This window comes from Chlorobium sp. N1 (genome assembly GCF_004332115.1).
Lineage (GTDB): Bacteria > Bacteroidota > Chlorobiia > Chlorobiales > Chlorobiaceae > Chlorobium.
Window position 1 is genome coordinate 306,535 of the sequence record NZ_SJPA01000001.1, and the last position, 19,074, is coordinate 325,608.

The following is a 19,074-nucleotide window of genomic DNA, read 5'->3' on the forward strand; positions in this document are numbered from 1 at the left end:
TAGACACGACATTGCCGATCCTGACCTTTCGAGTGAACCCAGTCAGCCGCTAAACCGAAAGAAATTATCGCGACACGGAACAAAAACATGAACGATATGACTGGAACGAGTGGCCGTAGGCAGACATCAAAACGAAACCACTGCCGCAGGCACTCAAGCCTACAACCCGACGTCACTTCCGCAAGGGACCGCCGATTAACCGCAGCACCCCGGATGGGATTTCACAAAAGGCAGCTCGATGCCGCGCCAATCAGAGGAAATCATGGAAGCCCCCTCTCAAAATGAGAGCCCGCCTCCTTCATATTGCCGCCGCACCCATCGCAAGAGAGCCGATACCCCGGGCAAAAAGCCCGTCATTACAGGTAACGTACAAATATGATAACGTGGCACCCTTTATGCATGCAGCCAGTTGAACGGCAACAGTATCGCAGTAAAACATCAGAGACAAACCAGTCGTGCATACCCCCATTAAAGAAAAAGGCCTGAAGCAGTCAACGCTTCTCAACGTCCGAATCGACAGCATCACCGAGGCCCAGCTGCTGAACAATCTTCAGAGCGGGATGCTCGTCACACCGAACATCGATCACCTTGTCCACCTGCAGAAAAACAGAGCGTTTTACGATGCCTATCAGTCAGCCGACTGGGTTGTCTGTGACAGCCGTATCCTATACTTCCTCTCGAAGCTGCTTTCCGTGCCGCTTCCCGAGGCGATTCCCGGCTCGAGCTTCCTCAGCTCGTTCTATATGCACCATAAGAACGACGCCGACTGCAAGATCTTTCTTCTCGGAGCAGCAGAAGGGGTTGCCAGAAAAGCCATGGAGAACATCAACCGGAAAGTCGGAAGAACGATCGTCATCGGAGCCCGTTCTCCTTCATTCGGCTTCGAGAAGAACGAGGCGGAATGCGATGCAATCGTCGAACTCGTCAACCGCTCCGGAGCCACGGTGCTTGTCGTCGGTGCCGGCGGCGTGAAACAGGAGATCTGGCTTGCGCGCTACCGGGACCGCATGCCCGGAGTCAAGCTGTTCATGGCCCTTGGAGCGACCATCGATTTCGAGGCGGGCAATGTCAGCCGCGCCCCCAAAGCAATCAGGAAAATCGGCATGGAGTGGTTCTACAGGCTTTTGATGGAACCAAAAAGAATGTATAAACGATACCTTCTCAATGATCCCGTTTTTTTCCGGCATTTCGCCAGACAGCTAGCGGGAACTTACAGCAACCCGTTTGCCGCGACACAAGCGTAACCCCCCACACGCAATGACACACGAAGCCATCCGGAATGCGATACCGAGGCATATCGCAGGAAAGTTTAACCTCCCGGCCCTCATGGTCGCAGGACTCCTGGCGTTATCGAGTCCGGCCGGGGCATATGCAGACGAAGATTGGACCTATGCCAACCCTTACGGGCTGGATATTGCCGGCGACGTGCAGGACGCCGCTTCAGACGAGGCGTCCGTCACGTTCCAGGAAAACTACCTGCCGACGCTCTCCAGCTGGATCAACAGTAATCTTAAGGAGACCAGCAGCGTCAACGATCTGTCGGGCATCAGCCTCGACCCCTCACAGCTCTACCTTTCGACTGCTTCCGATGTCAGGGTCTATTTCGTCGGTGAAGGAGCCGGCTACTGGAATACGCTCGGCTTCACCACGGATGCCATAGAGAGTGCAATCGGGGATGGCGGGGAAATCATCTTCCCGAACGCCTCGACACAATCCTCATACCTCAACGGCACGGACGATCCGGCAAGGACCTATGACACCCCGCTGCTTCCCGGTGACTTCGTCGACCTCGGGACATTCGACGCAAATACCCAGCTCGATTTCTTCCTCATCGCCCAGGGAGCGCTCCTCAGTTCCACGACGTCGCAGCTCTATTCAACCGACTCGTCGCTGAACCTTGACGGGATTGCGCATGTCATCTCCTACGCCATTGCCGACAGCCCGTACCTCCTGATCGGCTTTGAGGATATGTGGAACGGAGGTGACAAGGACTACAACGACCTGCTCTTCGCAATCGATATCGGAACAGCGAACGTCGCGGCCCTGACAACGGCTCCCGAACCCTCGACCCTGTTCATTCTTGGAACGTTCCTCCTTGCTGTTGCCTATCTGCACAAGAGACAACAGCGACAAACCGCCATATGACGGGCATAACCCCCTATGATCATGGAGACCATCATCACGCGCCCGGACAACGCCAGCCTGCAAACCGACAGAAGGATTATCGGGATTGCGTCTTTCTTCCGCAAAGCGACAAGCGCAGCTGCGGCCGCAGCGATGCTGCTGGCGGCGCCACTCTCCGGAACAGCCTTTGCATGGCCGTTCGATATCGCAGAGTTCGGAAATGACATTCCCGACTACCTCGAAGTACTCAACGACGTAGCACAAACGGAGTACGAAAGCGGCGATCTTGTCAGCATTGATCCTGCCAGACTGCTCATAACCACCGACTACGACAACGGCGGAGCCTACTTCCTCGGTAGAGGCGTCACCAATGCGACTGCGGCGACATTGGAGTACAGCATCGACGGCGCCGCCGCTGAAGAGCTGTTCACAGTCAGCAGCAATGTCTTCTCCAAGGATTATCAGGTGCCTGGGGAGGAGTTCTTCAGCATAAACAACGGCCAGCTCGCTGCCGGATCAGCCCTCGAGTTCATCACATCATACAACGAAGGATTCGATTTTTCCACGATGGCCGGCAACGCCCTTGCCTACGCCATTGCCGACAGCCCCTGGCTCCTCGTCGGATTTGAGACAGGGTTCGGCGATCAATTTGACGATCTGGTTCTTGCCGTCAACATTGGAGTTGAGAACGTGGCGGCATTGACAACCGCGCCCGAACCCTCAACCGTTCTGATTCTCGGCACTTTCCTGCTGATGATCGTCTATCTGCGCAACAGGCAGCTGACCCCGGCCGCCAAGAACAACCGTGCATGAAAAAGAGATGGGCATTTCGGATCATCATTGCCGGGGGCCTGGTCTTGTTGACCGCAGGCCTCCTTTATTTCGGTTTCACCGGCATCAGCGACTTCGTCAGGAAAACACGAAATGAACAGGCATTGAATGAAGCCGGAAACCTGCTGGAGGAGGGCCGGCTGGCACAGGCATTCGACATCATCAGAATGCATGACCGCTCACTTCCCGACACGCAGAAAAAATGGCTCCATCTTGAAATTGAGGCCTTGCATAAACTCGGCAACATCGGCCGCCTCCAGGCCCTGTTCGCAAAAGACCCCAGAGCCTTCGAACAGCATGAAGAGGCATCGATGATGATGTGCCGGGCGCTGCTGGCTAGGGGTGAACTCAAGGAATACCAGGCTCTGCGTCAAACATGGGAAAACCGTAAAAGCCGTCCCGGAATCTGGTTTGCTCTCGATGTCGACGCACTGCTCATCCAGGGAGACCGGGCCGGTGCCATCAAGCTGCTGAAGGAACACTCCCTCGAGGGGGAAGCCGATGCGGCCCGGCTTACCCGGCTCGCCATCCTGACCGCCCCCGGAAACATGCCGGATGCCTGGAGGCTTCTTGAACAGGCATACCGAATAGCCCCCAGAAACCCCGACGTCCGCTCATTCCGCGGCCAGATCCTGGAACGGATGGGCCGTCGCCAGATGGCTCGCGTGGAGTATGTCGCCGCACACCTGGCCATGCCGGAAAACCCGCTCTACCGCGAACAGCTTGCTGAATTCTACCGGCGGGGAGGGCAGCTCAAGCTCGCCCTACAGTCATGGTCGAGAGACCTCAACGACCACTCAGCGGATTTCATCAGGCTGAAAGCGCTCTTCTGGAGCAAGATGGCGGCACCAGCCACGATCGAAAAGGCCGATAAAGCAGACCTGTTCGGACAGCTGACGCCAGTGGTCCTCTATCTGCAAGAGCTTCCCGAAGGCGTATACTGGGACGAAAAGCGGTACAACTCGGAAGTCAACGCCCGTGAGGCGTTTATCGAACAGCGCCAGGAGATCTTCTGGCTCCGTATAGTGCAACTGCTCAAAGACGGCGAAGAAGAAAACGCCTACAACCTGATCCTCTCCCATCCCTTCAAACGCTCATCCTGGAACCCCGATATCGAGCGGGCCATCGAACAGGTTCTCGCCTTCCGCCTCGAACACCCGCAGCCGATCGACATCGACTCGTTTTTTTCCGCCCTGCAAAAAGGCCGCAGGCGCCACCAGCTCTTCACCCAGCTCGAGAGCATGGCCAATGGAGGGAAATCATCCCCCGAGCTCGCCCGCCTCATGAAAAGCCGGGAAGCCTTCGCTGCCGTCTTCATGGCGGGAGGCTGGATTGAAGCCGCCCTGCAGCTGCACGCCATGGAAAAAATACCCGATGATTTCCCCGACTGGGTCGCTTACGGGATGACACAGTCGCTTCGTTTCAACCGGGGAAACAGTGAAGCCCTCGCATTTGCCCGCAAACAGCCCGAAACCGAAAGCCTGAAGCTGCTCTCCGCAGAGCTCATGCTGGCAAACAACGAAGCCGATGCCGGCATTGCCGAACTCGAAACGCTTACCAGCCGAAATTCGGCAATAGGCTATCGGGCCGCCTGGCTGTTGAGCCTTGCTCGACTGGAGAAGAAAGAGCCCCAGAAAGCCAGAGCAGCCCTGGAAAGCCAGCCGGCGCTGAGCCAGAGTACGGCGGGCCGGGAGATCCGTGCACGGATCCTGCTCGCCGAAGGCAAAACCGCCGAGGCGCGTGGCCTTTACGAAAGCATCGCCGATGCGTCGAATGAGGCAAGAGGCTACCTCGCAAAAGTGGCATTCCGTGAACAAGAGTTGGAAAAGGCCAGAAAACTCACCCTGGAACTGCAACGGGAATTTCCCGACAACATGCAGTTGAGGAGAAACCTCATGACCATCGAAAAAGCTGAAGCGGACAGGTCAAAATGAGCAAACGCGATATTCCCGTCATCATGCTTCTGGCCCTGATGGCCGCCTTCATCTGGTTGCGTGACCTCTCCTGGACCGACCAGCCTGCAGACAGCCTGCCGATACTGCTCTCCCTTCCCCTGTTCGTGTGGCTCGGGGCCCCCTGGAAACTGCAGCCAGGCCCCCTCAGGCTTTCATCGAAAGGGCTGATCCTCATCATGACAAGTCTCGTGACCGGAGTGGCAACAGGGTGGAGCCTCATGCTTGCCGTCGGATGGACTGCCCTGCTCTGGATCTGGTTATCGGCCAGGCTTGCGCCTGAAGGGCGACAGCGTGTCCGAAAACTGCTGATCCTGCCACTGATGGCATTCCCGTGGTTGCTCCTTGACGCGCACGCTGTGGGGTGGTGGTTCCGGCTCTCAGGCAGCTGGGCGGCCGGGGAGTTTTTCTCCCTGATCGGCTTCAATGCAGTGCACGAAGGGACACGGGTGCTGGTAGAGGGCCTGCCCATCGATGTCAGTCCCGCCTGTTCCGGCATCAACGCCCTGCAATCGATGCTCATTGCAGGTTCGTCGCTTGCCTACATCATCCTTGGCCACCACCCGGCCTACTGGCTCAACCTTCCCCTCCTCATCGTCATCTCCTGGATTGCCAACACGCTGCGCATCATCACCATCACCTTCGCAGCGCTCGTCGTCTCGCCGGAATTCGCGTCCGGAGTGTTCCACGGGTGGGGCGGCTGGAGCGTCCTGCTCCTCATGTTCGGCCTCAGCTGGGTCCTGTTCACCCTGCAGCGCAACACCCTCATAGAGAAATCCGCTCGGCAATGACACCCGGCCACCGAACAACAGGAGCAAGAGCGGCCATTACGCTCTGGAGCCTCTGGCAGGCCCGCGACCTTCTGGGGGCATGGCAACATTCCGGATACGACCGATACGGATGGCTGGTGCTGCTGGTCTGGTGCGCGCCCCTTTTCATCTTCCGCCTCTCCGGGAAGCCGCAGAACATCGCAGAATCCCAGGACATGCGCATGTTGCCGATAGCGCTGCTGCTCACGCTGGCCGGTCAGATCGGATCACTGCACATACTCCAGCACGCCGGCCTGGCGGTGGCCCTGGCAAGCTGGCTCCCTTTCTCGCCCCTGCAGTTGCTCTGGACGCTCTCCGCGCTGACCTGGATGCCCGCCTACGGCTGGATCGGCAGCAGACTTTTTTACGAGCACATCCTCACGGCAAGAATGCTGCCGGCCGTTATGATATCGGGCGCTTTTGCCCTCATGCTTGCAAACAGAAAAACAAAGACAACGTGAACAAGCGCGAAAACATTATGCTTTGGATGGCACTCGTCGCGGCGATGATTTTCGGAACGGCAGTGGAATGGCACGGCCCGAACGTCTCAAGGAATCAGATTGCGGCACTGCCTTCCGAAGGATATGCGTTTTCGAGCCGCGCCATCCCGCTCTCCCCCGAGGAAACCGAATTCTATGGCCAGGCCAGGGTGATGAAACGGCTCTACCGGTGCAGAAGCGATGCGTTCATCCTCATCGCCCTTGACGGCTCGGCCAACCGTCACGCCGTCCATGATCCGCTCTACTGCCTCAAGGGCAGCGGATGGGAAATCACGGACAGAAGAGCGCTGGCCGTCGATGGCGGAACGGCCGAACGCCTCACGCTCTCCGGTCACGGAGAGCGCAGGCAGGCTGTCTTCTGGTTTTCAGACGGCTTTTCCCGCCATCCCTCCGTTCTCCGCTACTGGCTGCAGACCACGCTCCGCAGAATGACCTTCGGCCGGTCCGGCAACGAACCGGTAATGGTGATCCTCCAGTCGGCAGGCAATGAACCGCCTGACTGGAGGATGCTGCTCGACCGATGCCTGTTCCTCTATGAGATCTAGGTTCAGCCTGCACCTACAATGGCAGCGACAGGGTAAAGACAGTCCCTCCTTCAGGAGGACAGTTGAACGTAAGGGTTCCCCCGTGCTTCCGAACGATATCGAACGAGATGCTCAGCCCCAGGCCGGTACCGAGCCCCTGATCTTTAGTTGTAAAAAACGGGGTATACACTTCGCTTCCGATCGATTCATCGATGCCCGGGCCGTCATCACCCACGCTGCAATACACCCATCGGGCATCGTACCAGGTTGTGATGATGACGGATCCCGGACTGCTCCGCTGCTGGGACTTGATGGCCTGCAAACTGTTCAGGATCAGATTCAGCAACACCTGGCCGATCTGCGAGGGATTGCATTCGACCTCGGGCACCGTTGCGGACTCCACCCGCAGATCGGCAACCCCCTTGCTTTCATGTGCGGCAAGCATCACGGCATCCTGAACAACCCTGTTGATGTCCGATAAAATGCGGGTATCGGTGATGCTCTTGAACGAGAGACTCCGCATACTCCTTGTAATGCCAGTGATGCGCTCGACCCCCTGGCGTGTCGCGGCAAGCTGCTTCGGCAGATCGACAAGGAGGCCATCAAGGTCAAGAGCGTGCTCCATGCTCCGGATCTTTCCGGTCAGTTCAGTCGACTGCCCCGCCCGCTCGACACCTTCAAGCAATTCACGATAGTGTCCAAGAAGTGCCGCAAGCTCCGTGTAGTCAGCCTCAAGGCTCGAAACGTTGAGGCTGATGAAATTGAGCGGGTTGTTGATTTCATGCGTAATGCCAGCAGCAAGCTTGCCGATCATCTCCATCTTGCTGGCGTGCTCAATCTGGGCGTGCAAAGCCTTCTGGCGATCGAAAAACAGCTTGTTCTCAATAATGTCCCATGCCTGGTCCCCAATGGCTGAGACCCATCTGGCATCCTCTTCCGAATAAGGCTCTTCCTTGTTTCCAACCCCCAGTATCGCCTTGACGACGTTGTCGCGGATAATGGGAACGACCAGCTCACGAACTACCTCCGGATGGCCCTCGGGAATCCCCTTTCTCCCGGGAAGCGTATGATAGTCGTTATGAATCACCGCCCGTTTCTCCTTCACGGCATCAGCCCAGACGCCGGGATTGCGCGGTGAATGTGAAGCGCCTCCCTTCATCCGGCAGCGAGACTCTGCCGTCCGTGTCGACCATGCCTGAGGAAGGACATAGCCCTGGACTTCATCGATAAAATGGAAAAAACCCATCGAACTGCCGGTCCAGCGTTCTGCCTCGTCGATCGTTTCCCGTAGAATCCTGCCGACGGGTACGTTGTGCGCCAACTGCACCTGTGCAAGGCGGAAAGCGGAAAGACGCTCGAAATGTCCGAGAAGAACATCCTTCCTTTCCTGGGCTTCGCATCGCTGTTTTTCGAGCTCCATGGCATAAAGATGCAACGCGACAGCGTCGGCAAGATCGACAAGCAGTGCCTGCTCGATATGATCGGAAACGTACTTGGCCGGAACGGAGACCGTCAACCAGCCATAGGTTCTCCCGTCATGGGAAATCTGCACACACAGGCCGCCACGCCCGGCATACCCCTTCGAAAGCGGACAGGCGCTGCAGCTCACCGCAGGCGTATCGATGATCTGAAGCCCGTTCTGAATGAGTGCCTGGCGAGCACAATCGGGCATCCGGCCCTTACGAAGCAGTACGTGCATTTTTGCAAACCGCTCCTCCTTGAATCCTGCGTGGAAGACCTCCCCGTCAAGAAGACCATCATCACCGACAAGCGCAATCCATGCGTTGAAGACGCCCTGCTTGTCGACCAGCTCTCGGCACACGGCCCCAAGCAGTGCCTCACGGCTTTTTGCCCGGGAAAGGTATTTGTTGATGCTCAAAAGGGCCGCGCCAACCCTGTTTTTATAGGACACGTCACCTAAAGCATCCTGACGACCCTCACTATAGGAAAACACCAGCGCAACGGCTTGAAGGGCATCGTGCTCTTCGACGGTAAACTGATGCGGCTCGCCGGAAAGCATCATGATACAGCCGCTCTCTTCCCCGCGGAAGCTTACCGGAATGCTGACGACATGCTCAAGGCCGAAACGGCTGATCGCCCAGCGCCGCATCGCCTCACATCCGGCATCCTTCGGCAGGCACTCTCCAATGAGAGAGGTTTCGATATTGTAGCCGGAAGCCAGATACCCCTCATCCGTAGAATTCTTGTAGCGGAAATACAGGGCAACCCGGCTGCCGCTCAGTTCGCAGACCTTGCGGCTCAGCACCCGGAGATTTTCAGAGAATGAAGGAGTCAGCTCAGAGAGGACGTCCTGCAGAAAAGTGTAGCATCGCCTTCTGGAGCCATCGAATACAAGGGTATTGGACATGAAATGGGGGTTGGACCGTTACATCATTCGAGACCGGCGCCGGAGGCTGTTTTGGAAAGAGGCAAATCGACACGGAACACCGATCCCTTGCCGATTTCGCTCTCGACTGCAATGGAACCGTTGTTTTTCCCGATAATCTCCCGCGAAATGGACAGGCCGAGGCCGTATCCGTCATTCTGAATACCGGTGCGCTGCACACGGTAAAACCGGTCGAAAATATGCGGCAGGTCTGCCGCGGAAATGCCAATGCCCGAATCACGGACCTCCACGCTGACCACCGAGTTCAGTCGATCGACGAAAGCCCTCAGTTCGACACTACCCTCCGCAGGCGTATGCATCAAGGCATTGTCGACAATATTTATCAGCGCCCTCTTTACGGCATCGGGCGCCACGAAAGCGTTCAACCCATCATCTTTCAGGTTCAGGCGCAGGACCACCCTCTTCCGTGCGGCGGCATCAGCCAATCCGCCCACCAGCTCTTCGAGCAATCCGCCGATGTCGACAAGGCGACGCTTATCAAGCGATGCGGATCCCTTGATGCGCGAAAGAGAAAGCACGTCCTCGACCAGCGAGGAAATCTTCAGGGTCTCGACGTTGAGAATGGAAAGGAACTCCTTCATCTGTTCGGTGTCAATGACCGTCGAATCCTGTCGAAGGATATTGCTGAAGCCAAGGATGCTGAAGAGCGCGGTACGCAGCTCATGGGAAAACGTGGCAATGAACTCTTCCGTCTGCCGGATTGCTGTTCGGTAGCCCTGCATGGCTTCGAGAACGCCCGTAACGTCCCGAGCGGCAAGATGGATGAACGCCTCGCCATCGATCACGTGCCTGCCAAGATCGACATGGAGATCGACCGTGACGCCATCAAGCCTCCTGCACTGCCACTCCACAGAGGCGGCCTCGCCATCCTCGACAGCCTTCAGCAACGCCAGCGCTTCCTGATATTCATCGCCTGACTCGCCACCCCCGAACACAAGAAACGAGAGGATGTCCTTCCCCGCAAGACACTCGGGAGCGGTACAGCCGAAAAGCGAGAGGGCAAGGGTATTTGCATAAACGACCTCCCTGCCCTGCTGCAACCACATGGCCGTCGGGGCACCATCGAAAAAAACACGGCAGGATTCAGGGAAAACTTCCTTTGGCATAACAGTCCTTTCATTGAAACGTTTCCGAAGAGGCCACGGCGATAGGCACATGAAGCCAGATCGAACGTGCCGCACAAGTTAACAAAACAAGGCAATAACGATGCCAATATGACGCCATTCCCGATCAGCAAGCCATAGCCCGGCATTTTGCCGCCATTCCGGGAGGTCGCAACAAGGAGAAACCGCTCTCAGCATGCAAGCGATGTCGTAAAGGAGACTCTCATTGAGAGAGAATTCCTTGGACCCCGGAAAAAACAGTTTCCTCTTAGCGCTCTGCAGCGTATCATATCACTCATACCCGAACACCAATAACGAAACCCCATGACCGGGATGATGATACAGCCTCAGCAGACAGTGGTCTATACCGGTGAAGTGGCGACAACCCGATCAGGGGAGATCCTGATCTCAAGCCCGCTCGGTTCATGCATCGCCATCTGTGCATACTGCCCCGGAAACCGCGTCGGCGGGCTGGCTCACGTCATGTTGCCGGGCCACCCACCATCGGCTGCGACGACCGACAGAAACCGCTATGCCGGTCATGCCCTGAAAACGCTCTTGAACGACATGCGGGAAAAAGGAGCCGAACCCGAAACCCTGCGAGTCTGCCTCATTGGTGGTGCCAATGTCCTCAAGCGTGAACATGACACGATCCACATCGATAACCTGCACTCCCTGACGGCAATCCTTGAAAATGCGGGAATTCCGGTCTGCTGCAGTTCGACGGGTGGATTTGAACGGATGATCGCACGCCTCGACACGCAAAACGGAATCCTCTTCCAGAGCATCGGCAACAGCCCGGAAACGCGACTTTTCGACTTCCACTCAACCCATTGAGCCCTGAACCTGCATTTCCATGCCCGCCATACGCAGGCCGCATTTAGGTTTTTACCTTTAGAGAGCCTACATTGAAAACAGAATAGCTTAGGCGATCCGCCCTATCTGTAAAAAAAATTGCCCCATGCGGCCATGTCAAACAAAACCATCCTGCTCGTAGAAGACGAGCCCCACACCAAACGGCTGATATCGTACCTGCTCTCAACCAACGGCTTCAAGGTGCTGCTTACTGAAAACGGCAAAGAAGCGCTCGAGGTCTGTTCTGAAAACACCCCGGACCTGATCCTTTCGGACGTCATGATGCCGGTCATGGACGGGCTGGAACTTCGCAGGAGAGTCCTTCAGGAGGACCGGCTGAAGGATATCCCCTTCGTGTTCCTTTCAGCCAGGGCCCAGACCCATGAAATCATCAATGCCGAAAAGCTCAAGCCAAGCGCCTACATCACAAAACCCGTCGAGCCCGACGAAATCACAAGCATCATCAACAATATCCTTGATGAAAAAAGCCCCGCCGCCGGCCATGGCATAGCGGAAGCCTGAACCGGTCACCGGCAGGCAATATGCGGGTAAGATCCGGTAAAGATCGGGACGGCCTCACGCACCGACCATTGCGGTAAAAAAGGACATCGACTGCTGCAGGCAGCCGAAACTGTGCTGCTCGACGGGAGGCTCGAGCATGAGGCGGCAGAGGATGAAGCGGCCGGAAACGGTCGAGAGCTGGAGCACGCCGACGGCCGACCCGACGCCGTAGACCTTCCCGTAGAGGCCGGGTTTCGAGATATCCCTGATCTCCCTGACCTCACCGTATATCTTCTGCATATCGGAGGCCGCCTCCATGAACTCCCGGTGCGCCCCGTCCGGCCGGATCCGGATATCTATCCCCTCCATCCCCCTGTCGTAGACGAAGACCGTCCCGCGCAGCCGCGGCCCCTCGTAGGAGACGCTCACGCCGAGCCCCGGATTCTCCACCTCGTTGTCGATCATGCCGGTAAAATGGAGCCAGCCGAGTTCGTAGGGCAGGGAGAGCCCGACCCGCTCCCCGAGCCAGATCATCGCGATGGGGCTCCTCTCCCCTGCAGGCACTGCTTTCGAGAGGTCGAAATACATCGAACGCGTCTCCGTAAAAACCTGCTCGCCCTCCACCCGCTTCACCTCGTAGCTCAGCTTCTCCAGAGGGCCGTAGAGCCCCTTGACGACCTCTTTCGAAATCGAATTCCAGTAAAGCCCGAGCTTCGTGGAGAGGGCGTGGACGACCTCCATTTCGATCCTCGAGGCCGCATGGGGATCCCCGACATCGATGATCACGGGATCATCCGGCTCCATGCCCGACCCTCCCGAAATGGGAAGGTCGCGGCCGGTCGCGTTTTTTATGATCTCTTTCAGCATCTCCGCCCGTTCAGCCCCGTCCGTTCACTCCGCAATGCCGTAATACTCCCGGTACCACCGAACGAACCGCCTCACGCCCTCGTCCACCGTCGTCGAAGGCTGGTACGCGACGTCCTCCTTCAGCTGCTCGACGTCGGCGTAGGTGTCCGGCACATCGCCCGGCTGGAGCGGAAGCATCTCTTTCTCGGCAGTCCGGCCGAGCTCGCGCTCGAGTGCCCCGATGTAATCCATCAGCTCCACCGGGTTGCTGTTGCCGATGTTGTACACCCTCCACGGCGCGCGGCTCGATCCCGGATCGGGCTTCAGGCCCGACCAGTCCGGGTTCGGACGGGCCACATGGTCGAGGGTGCGGATGACCCCCTCGACGATGTCGTCGATGTAGGTGAAGTCGCGGCGATGCTTGCCGTAGTTGAAGACCTTGATCGGCTTGCCCTTCAGGATGGCGTCGGTGAAGAGGAAGAGCGCCATGTCGGGCCGGCCCCAGGGGCCGTAGACGGTGAAGAAACGGAGCCCCGTCGTCGGCAGCCGGTAGAGATGGCTGTAGGTATGGGCCATCAGCTCGTTGGCCTTCTTGCTGGCCGCGTAAAGGGAAAGAGGGTGGTCGACATTGTCGTGCACCGAGAAGGGCATGGTCTCGTTGGCGCCGTAGACCGAACTGGAGGAGGCGTAGACCAGATGCTCGACGTTATGGTGGCGGCAGCCCTCGAGGATATTGATGAAGCCGACGATGTTGCTCTCGATGTAGGAGTGGGGGTTCTCGATCGAATAGCGGACTCCTGCCTGCGCGGCGAGGTTCACGACCCGGTCGAACTTCCCCTTCTCGAACAGCTCCTCCATCGCAGAGCGGTCGGAGATGTCCGCCTTGACGAACTCGAAATTCTCGTGCGGGGTCAGCTTCCCAAGGCGCGCCTCCTTCAGCGACACCTCGTAGTAGTCGTTCATGTTGTCGACGCCGATCACGCGGTCACCGCGTTCGAGAAGCCTCCGGGATACGCCGGAGCCGATAAATCCGGCTGCGCCGGTCACCAGTACATGCATTGCAGTCCAGTCGTTAGTCGGTTGTACCCCGATAAACGAGGCAAAAAAACAGGCAGTTTTAAGTATAGGGACAAACACGGGTTCGTACAAGGCAATAATACCCCGCCCCCTGAAGGGAAGAATCTCTTCGAAAATGTAATTTTTTAGGTGACAAAAATCGATTTCCGTAAAAATTTAAGTATATAGCAGGTAGCATCAAGAAAAAGATCGAGAAGCAACCGAAAGACCGACATGAAGCGTTTTTTTGACGCATACGATGCCGAAGCATCCCGGTATTACGACGAGGTGATCGCCCGGGAGGGCGGAGCCAGGTCCCACTACGAAAAGCTGCTCCGCCGATTCGCCATGTTCTCCCACGAGGACGTCAAGACGCGCCGGGAGATGGCAAACATCTTCTTCCGCAACCAGGGCATCACCTTCACGGTCTACGGCCTCGAGGAAGGCATCGAGAGGATCTTTCCCTTCGACCTCATCCCGAGGATCATCCCCTCCGCGGAGTGGTCGCTCATCGAGCGTGGGCTCACACAGCGCATCACGGCACTGAACCTCTTTCTCTACGACATCTACCACACGCAGAAGATCCTGCGCGACAAGGTCATTCCGGCGGAACTCGTCCTCGGCAGCCCGCATTTCCGCCGGGAGTTCGTCGGCGTCACCCCGCCGCTCGGAATCTACGTCCACGTCGTCGGCAGCGACATCATCCGGGACAGGGAGGGCCGCTACCTGGTCCTCGAGGACAACCTCCGCACCCCGAGCGGGGTCTCCTACATGCTGCAGAACCGCCAGGCGATGAAACGGGCCTTCCCGGTACTCTTCAGCCAGTACAAGGTGCGCCCCGTCGAAGATTACCCGCAGGAGCTGCTGCGCACCCTGCAGGAGGCAAGCTCCTCCGTTCCGGGAGATCCGAACGTCGTCGTGCTTACACCCGGCATCTACAACTCGGCCTACTTCGAACACAGCTTCCTGGCCCGCCAGATGGGCGTCGAACTGACCGAAGGGCGGGATCTTGTCGTCAACGACAACATCGTCTACAAGCGGACCACGCGCGGCCTGGAGCGGGTCGACGTGATCTACCGCCGCATCGACGACGCCTTCCTCGACCCGCTCTGCTTCCGCCCCGACTCGAAGCTCGGGGTCGCAGGCCTCATCAACGCCTACCGCAAGGGCAACGTCACGCTCGCCAACGCCATCGGCACCGGCATCGCCGACGACAAGGTCATCTACAGCTTCGTGCCGAAGATGATCAGATACTACCTCGGCGAGGACCCGGTGCTCGAAAACGTGCCAACCTGGCTGCCGGGCAATCCCTGGGAGATGAAGTACATCCTCGAACACCTCGGGGAGCTGGTGGTGAAATCGGCAAACGAGTCCGGCGGCTACGGCATGCTGGTCGGCCCAGAATCCACCCTCGAAGAGCAGGAACGCTTCAGGGAGCTGATCGTCTCCAACCCGCGCAACTACATCGCCCAGCCCACCATCTCCCTCTCGCGCCACCCGAGCGTCCTCAACGACTCGGAGCTCTACGGCTGCCACATCGATCTTCGCCCCTACGTCCTGACGGGGAAAAAGACCACGATCGTGCCGGGCGGGCTGACCCGCGTGGCGCTCAAGCGGGGATCGCTCGTCGTCAACTCCTCGCAGGGCGGCGGCAGCAAGGACACCTGGGTCGTCGACGAATAAACGCAACCGAACCAAACACTCACGCCATGCTGAGCCGTGTCGCCGAATCGCTTTTCTGGATGAGCCGGTACGTCGAACGTGCGGAAAACACCGCCCGCTTCCTCGACGTCAACTTCAACCTCCTGCTCGACCTCAACCGCATCACGACGGTCGAGAGCCCCGAATGCTGGATCGCCCTGATACTGGTGACGAGCGACCGGGAGCGCTTCGAGAGCGCCTACGGGGACTACGGCGCCGAGCCGGTCACCGACTACCTCGTTTTCAACCGCCAGAACCCGAACTCCATCATCTCATGCATCGGCATGGCCAGGGAAAACGCCCGGAGCGTGATCGAGAGCATCTCGAGCGAAATGTGGGAACAGATCAACAACCTCTACCACTACCTCCAGTCGGCCACCCCGCAGAGCGTGCAGAACGACCCGTTCAGCTTCTACCGCGAGATCAAGAACGCCTCGCACCTCTTCCAGGGCATCACCGACAGCACCTTCCCGCGCAGCGAGGGGTGGGACTTCATGCAGGTGGCCAAGTACCTCGAGCGGGCCGACAACACCGCGCGCCTCGTCGACGTCAAGTACCACATGCTCGAAACGACCCGCCAGGAGCACGAAGAGGTCGTCAGCCGATCGGTCGACATCATCGAGTGGATGGCCGTCCTGAAAAGCTGCAGCGCGCTCGAAGCGTTCCGAAAGCGCTACCTTGCACGCATCGAGCCCCGCAGCATCATGGAGTTCCTCATCCTCGACCGCAGCTTCCCGCGCAGCATCAACTTCTCGGTCTGCGCCGCCAAAGAGGCGCTCTGGCGGCTTTCGGGAGGATCAGGAGGCCGCTCCCTCAACAGCGCCGACCGGCTCATCGGAAAAATGGAGGCGGAATTGAGCTTCACGACGATGGACGACATTTCCGACACGGGCCTCCACCACTACCTGGAACGTCTCGAGCGGGGAATCAGGGAGGTCGGCGAAGAGGCGCACCTGACCTATTTCGCCTCCCACACCCCGGAGATCGAACCATTTCCCGATAAGGACAGGAACCTCCCGGCCACCCGAAGGAAGGCGGAGTGGCGGGAGGCCCAGCAGCAGCAACAGCAGGCATACTGCCCGTAACAGGAACACCCCATGATACTCAAGGTCGAACACCGCACCATCTTCGAATACGATGCGCCCATCTACGAGACCGCTACGGAGGTGCGCCTGCATCCCCATACCGGACAGGGCTCCACGCAGCGCTGCACCAGCTTCACCCTGCAGGTGGATCCGCCCGCCCCGATCTTCGAATACACCGACTTCTACGGCAACCGGGTCCACCACTTCAACCTCCTCCGGAGCCACAGACGGGTCGCCATCCTCGGCACATCCGTCGTCGAAACCGGAACCGCAAGGAGCGGAAGGGAGGAGCACGAAGAGATCCTCCTGCTCGACTTCCTCGCCGAAAGCCGCTTCGCGCACTTCGATCCCGCCGTGCGGGAGTTCGCCGCCGGCATCCCTTCAGCCGACGGCCCCGAAGCGCAGGCCGAGGCCCTCTGCCGCAAGATCAACGACACCTTCACCTACGAGCCGGGAGCGACCGACGTACACAGCACCAGCAGCGTGGTCATGGCCCTCGGACGCGGCGTCTGCCAGGACTTCGCCCACGTGATGCTCGCCGGCTGCCGCAGCCTCGGCCTGCCGGCCCGCTACGTCAGCGGCTACCTCTTCGGCGGCAGCACGCCGGAAGGGCACGACGAGGCCAGCCACGCCTGGTGCGAAGTATGGTGCGGCACGGAAAAAGGGTGGGTCGGCATGGACCCGACACACAGCACCATCATGGCCGACGAGCGCTACATCAGGATCGGCTCCGGCCGCGACTACGGTGACGTCCCGCCGGTGCGCGGCACCTGGAAAGGCAGCGCCACCGAAACACTTGGAGTATCGGTACGGGTAAGCTCTTTATCGTAAAATACGGCCAACAGAAAAAAACCGGCCCAGAGACGCTTCCGCCACACACAAACGGAATCGCCACCCGGGCCGGTTTCAGCTAACAGGGAACCTTCTCTGGCGCAATCAGAACGCGCTGTAAAGCATCAGGGTCGTAAGGTTGTCACCCGCTGCGGCAAGAGATGCATCATACGAGTAGAAGCTGTGGTTGACCTGCAGGGTGACGTTCTTTGCCGGCATATAGTTCAAACCAAGCGTAACCGCATCTTCGGCATCGCTCGCTGAAGCTCCGCTGCTGGCGTTTCTGTATGCCGCACCGACCGTGAGCTTATAAGGTATGACGCCGAGTTCGGCAGCCAGTGTCAGTGCGGTCTTGTCCCCCGCCGTATTCGTATTGTACACATTGGTATCACCGGCGGAGCTTGCCGCTGCGGAACCATAGGTGACATAGACGCCAAGGGGCAGTTTCCCGACATTGCCCTGGGCCTGTGCGTCGAGCGCCCAGACATCCGCACTTGTCGGTGTCTCTGTGCCAGCAACTTCCAGCTTCGAACTGCCGTTCCACAGCTGGAATCCCGCAGCGAGGTCCCATCCCCCGACCGTCGGAGTCACTGCTCCGCGGAGGTAGCTGAGCATCTCTCCCGACGAAAATGCTGGATCGGCATTGGAAGCCCGCTGCACATAGGGCGCATAGGTCAGGAATCCCAGCTTGTTGTAGAGTGCGAATGAGGCGCCAGTCGCCTGTGTCGCAGTCCCGAGATACTGCTGGGCAGAGGTTTCATTCCGATGTTCGAACGCCCGGTTGAAGCGCACCGCACCGGTATTGAGCAGCTCGAAACCGTACGAAGGCCCCTGAGCGTCCGTCGTGAACGGAACGATATTGGCGACGATGTCGGGAGTCGGCTCGAAAACGAAGGGCATCTTGAAGGCGGCGAAAACCCCGTTGGTCGCAACATTGGCCAGGTTCAGCTCTGCCTGGAAGCCGATATTCTGGGCGACCCGTCCGCCGACCGAGAGAAATGCCTCATCGGGAATCTGGAACTCACCGTCATTGAGCATCCCTGGAGTCCCGGTCGTGGCGCTTCCGTTTCTCTTCTGGTACCTGAGTTTGCTCACCAGTCCGAAATTAAGGGTCGAGGGAATGGAAAGATTCTTGTCCTCAATGGTTTCCTGGGCGCCCTTCATCGTGTATCCCCTGACCTTGAACTCGCGACCGAAGGCATTGAGCATGGGATAACGCTGGAAGTGGCAGGCGGCACAGGACATACCCGTCTGCCGGGCGAAAACCGGCGTTGCCGAAACCTCGGTCGGCGTCGCAAACAGCAGGGCCGAGACCGCACCGCCCGCGAGCACGCGATACAGATGTTTAAACTGCATAAAATTCTCCTTGTGGTTGGTTGTGGTTGACAATAAGGGAACGGGTTCCCTCAAAGCTCTTTCAGCGGCTCTTGCTTACCATGAATGCAACAGCATCAGCCACGTCCGTATCGGTCAGCGACGAGCGGCCGCCACGCGCCGGCATACCATTGAAACCATTGAGTGAATGCGCTACCATGAGGTCGAAGCCCCCGGCAATCCTGTCGACCCATGCGGCTTTATCTCCGGGCTTCGGAGCGCCCATGATGCCGCTATTGTGGCAGGTAGAACAGGTGGAACCGTAGATCGACTCCCCCCTGGCCAGGTCATGCTCCGCTGCCAGCGCAGGTTCGGCAAGGGGAAACGACTGGGAAAGGGAAAAGGCCAGCGCGAACGCGGCTGAAGCGCGAAGTATTCTCATGGCTTATATGGGGTCTGGTTAATGGGGAAACTCGACTGTGAAGCAACATCGCCACACTTCGACCGGGCCCAGAAGATTAACAATCGTTAATATCCGCCCGAATAAAAAGGCCGGAAAACAGCAGTTGCCGGCATTGAGTTAACAGCAATATAACAATCGTTAATAATACTACAAAAAAAAAGGAGCACTACCC

18 protein-coding genes are annotated in these 19,074 nt (G+C 58.3%); 12 read left to right on the forward strand and 6 right to left on the reverse strand.

Translation table 11 applies throughout. The annotated features are described in order from the left end of the window. The first annotated feature begins 455 nt into the window (after positions 1 to 455). The 7 genes from E0L29_RS01385 (at position 456) to E0L29_RS11475 (ending at position 6,761) form a co-directional block, all read left to right on the forward strand. Positions 456 to 1,244 (forward strand): WecB/TagA/CpsF family glycosyltransferase, encoded by a 789-nt coding sequence (locus E0L29_RS01385; RefSeq protein ID WP_207387743.1) that lies wholly within the window; start codon positions 456 to 458, stop codon positions 1,242 to 1,244. 82 nt (positions 1,245 to 1,326) lie between these two features. Continuing rightward, positions 1,327 to 2,145: a DUF4114 domain-containing protein gene (locus E0L29_RS01390; RefSeq protein WP_165498793.1), complete on the forward strand. Its 819-nt coding sequence runs from the start codon at positions 1,327 to 1,329 to the stop codon at positions 2,143 to 2,145. A 21-nt stretch (positions 2,146 to 2,166) separates the two neighbouring features. Then, entirely contained in the window at positions 2,167 to 2,937 is a 771-nt protein-coding gene (locus tag E0L29_RS01395) for a hypothetical protein (RefSeq protein WP_131353765.1), read from the forward strand. After that, a complete protein-coding gene (locus E0L29_RS01400; protein ID WP_131353767.1) occupies positions 2,934 to 4,889 on the forward strand; it encodes a tetratricopeptide repeat protein in 1,956 nt (651 codons plus the stop codon). Before E0L29_RS01395 ends, E0L29_RS01400 begins: the two co-directional genes overlap by 4 nt. Next, the gene (locus E0L29_RS01405) at positions 4,886 to 5,698 is read left to right on the forward strand and encodes an archaeosortase/exosortase family protein (RefSeq protein ID WP_131353769.1); all 813 of its coding nucleotides are present in this window, start codon (positions 4,886 to 4,888) and stop codon (positions 5,696 to 5,698) included. The genes E0L29_RS01400 and E0L29_RS01405 overlap by 4 nt, the downstream gene beginning before the upstream one ends. Continuing rightward, on the forward strand, positions 5,695 to 6,177 hold the full coding sequence (locus E0L29_RS11470; RefSeq protein WP_165498794.1) for a hypothetical protein: 483 nt from the start codon (positions 5,695 to 5,697) through the stop codon (positions 6,175 to 6,177). Before E0L29_RS01405 ends, E0L29_RS11470 begins: the two co-directional genes overlap by 4 nt. Positions 6,178 to 6,194: 17 nt before the next feature. After that, a complete protein-coding gene (locus E0L29_RS11475) occupies positions 6,195 to 6,761 on the forward strand; it encodes an exosortase-associated EpsI family protein (RefSeq protein ID WP_165498795.1) in 567 nt (188 codons plus the stop codon). A 13-nt stretch (positions 6,762 to 6,774) separates the two neighbouring features. Here the strand turns inward: E0L29_RS11475 and E0L29_RS01415 are convergent, their stop codons facing one another. Both E0L29_RS01415 and E0L29_RS01420 read right to left on the reverse strand, forming a co-directional pair. Beyond that, positions 6,775 to 9,108 (reverse strand): GAF domain-containing protein, encoded by a 2,334-nt coding sequence (locus E0L29_RS01415; RefSeq protein ID WP_131353773.1) that lies wholly within the window; start codon positions 9,106 to 9,108, stop codon positions 6,775 to 6,777. Between the two features lie 23 nt (positions 9,109 to 9,131). Beyond that, positions 9,132 to 10,253, reverse strand: a complete 1,122-nt coding sequence (locus E0L29_RS01420) for a HAMP domain-containing sensor histidine kinase (protein ID WP_165498796.1) — start codon at positions 10,251 to 10,253, stop codon at positions 9,132 to 9,134. 330 nt (positions 10,254 to 10,583) lie between these two features. Between E0L29_RS01420 and E0L29_RS01425 the strand changes: the two genes are divergently transcribed. Next, a complete protein-coding gene (locus E0L29_RS01425) occupies positions 10,584 to 11,087 on the forward strand; it encodes a chemotaxis protein CheD (protein WP_165498797.1) in 504 nt (167 codons plus the stop codon). Between the two features lie 132 nt (positions 11,088 to 11,219). Next, complete coding sequence (locus tag E0L29_RS01430; protein WP_131353779.1) at positions 11,220 to 11,627, forward strand: response regulator; 408 nt, start codon at positions 11,220 to 11,222, stop codon at positions 11,625 to 11,627. 54 nt (positions 11,628 to 11,681) lie between these two features. Here E0L29_RS01430 and E0L29_RS01435 read toward each other — a convergent pair whose 3' ends face one another. Next, a complete protein-coding gene (locus tag E0L29_RS01435) occupies positions 11,682 to 12,473 on the reverse strand; it encodes a hypothetical protein (protein WP_131353781.1) in 792 nt (263 codons plus the stop codon). A 24-nt stretch (positions 12,474 to 12,497) separates the two neighbouring features. Beyond that, positions 12,498 to 13,511, reverse strand: coding sequence for an NAD-dependent epimerase (locus E0L29_RS01440; protein WP_131353783.1), 1,014 nt, complete (start codon positions 13,509 to 13,511; stop codon positions 12,498 to 12,500). A 231-nt stretch (positions 13,512 to 13,742) separates the two neighbouring features. Between E0L29_RS01440 and E0L29_RS01445 the strand changes: the two genes are divergently transcribed. From E0L29_RS01445 to E0L29_RS01455, 3 genes are read left to right on the forward strand one after another with little or no spacing between them, the layout of a single operon-like run. Beyond that, positions 13,743 to 15,191: a circularly permuted type 2 ATP-grasp protein gene (locus tag E0L29_RS01445; RefSeq protein ID WP_131353785.1), complete on the forward strand. Its 1,449-nt coding sequence runs from the start codon at positions 13,743 to 13,745 to the stop codon at positions 15,189 to 15,191. A gap of 26 nt (positions 15,192 to 15,217) precedes the next feature. Then, a complete protein-coding gene (locus E0L29_RS01450; protein ID WP_131353787.1) occupies positions 15,218 to 16,294 on the forward strand; it encodes an alpha-E domain-containing protein in 1,077 nt (358 codons plus the stop codon). 12 nt (positions 16,295 to 16,306) lie between these two features. Further along, positions 16,307 to 17,125 carry a transglutaminase family protein gene (locus E0L29_RS01455; RefSeq protein WP_131353789.1) on the forward strand — a complete coding sequence of 273 codons (819 nt, stop codon included), beginning with the start codon at positions 16,307 to 16,309 and terminating at the stop codon, positions 17,123 to 17,125. Positions 17,126 to 17,230: 105 nt separating this feature from the next. Here E0L29_RS01455 and E0L29_RS01460 read toward each other — a convergent pair whose 3' ends face one another. Next, a complete protein-coding gene (locus E0L29_RS01460) occupies positions 17,231 to 18,514 on the reverse strand; it encodes a hypothetical protein (protein ID WP_242664237.1) in 1,284 nt (427 codons plus the stop codon). A gap of 28 nt (positions 18,515 to 18,542) precedes the next feature. Next, a complete protein-coding gene (locus E0L29_RS01465) occupies positions 18,543 to 18,881 on the reverse strand; it encodes a c-type cytochrome (RefSeq protein WP_131353791.1) in 339 nt (112 codons plus the stop codon). Positions 18,882 to 19,074: the final 193 nt, after the last annotated feature.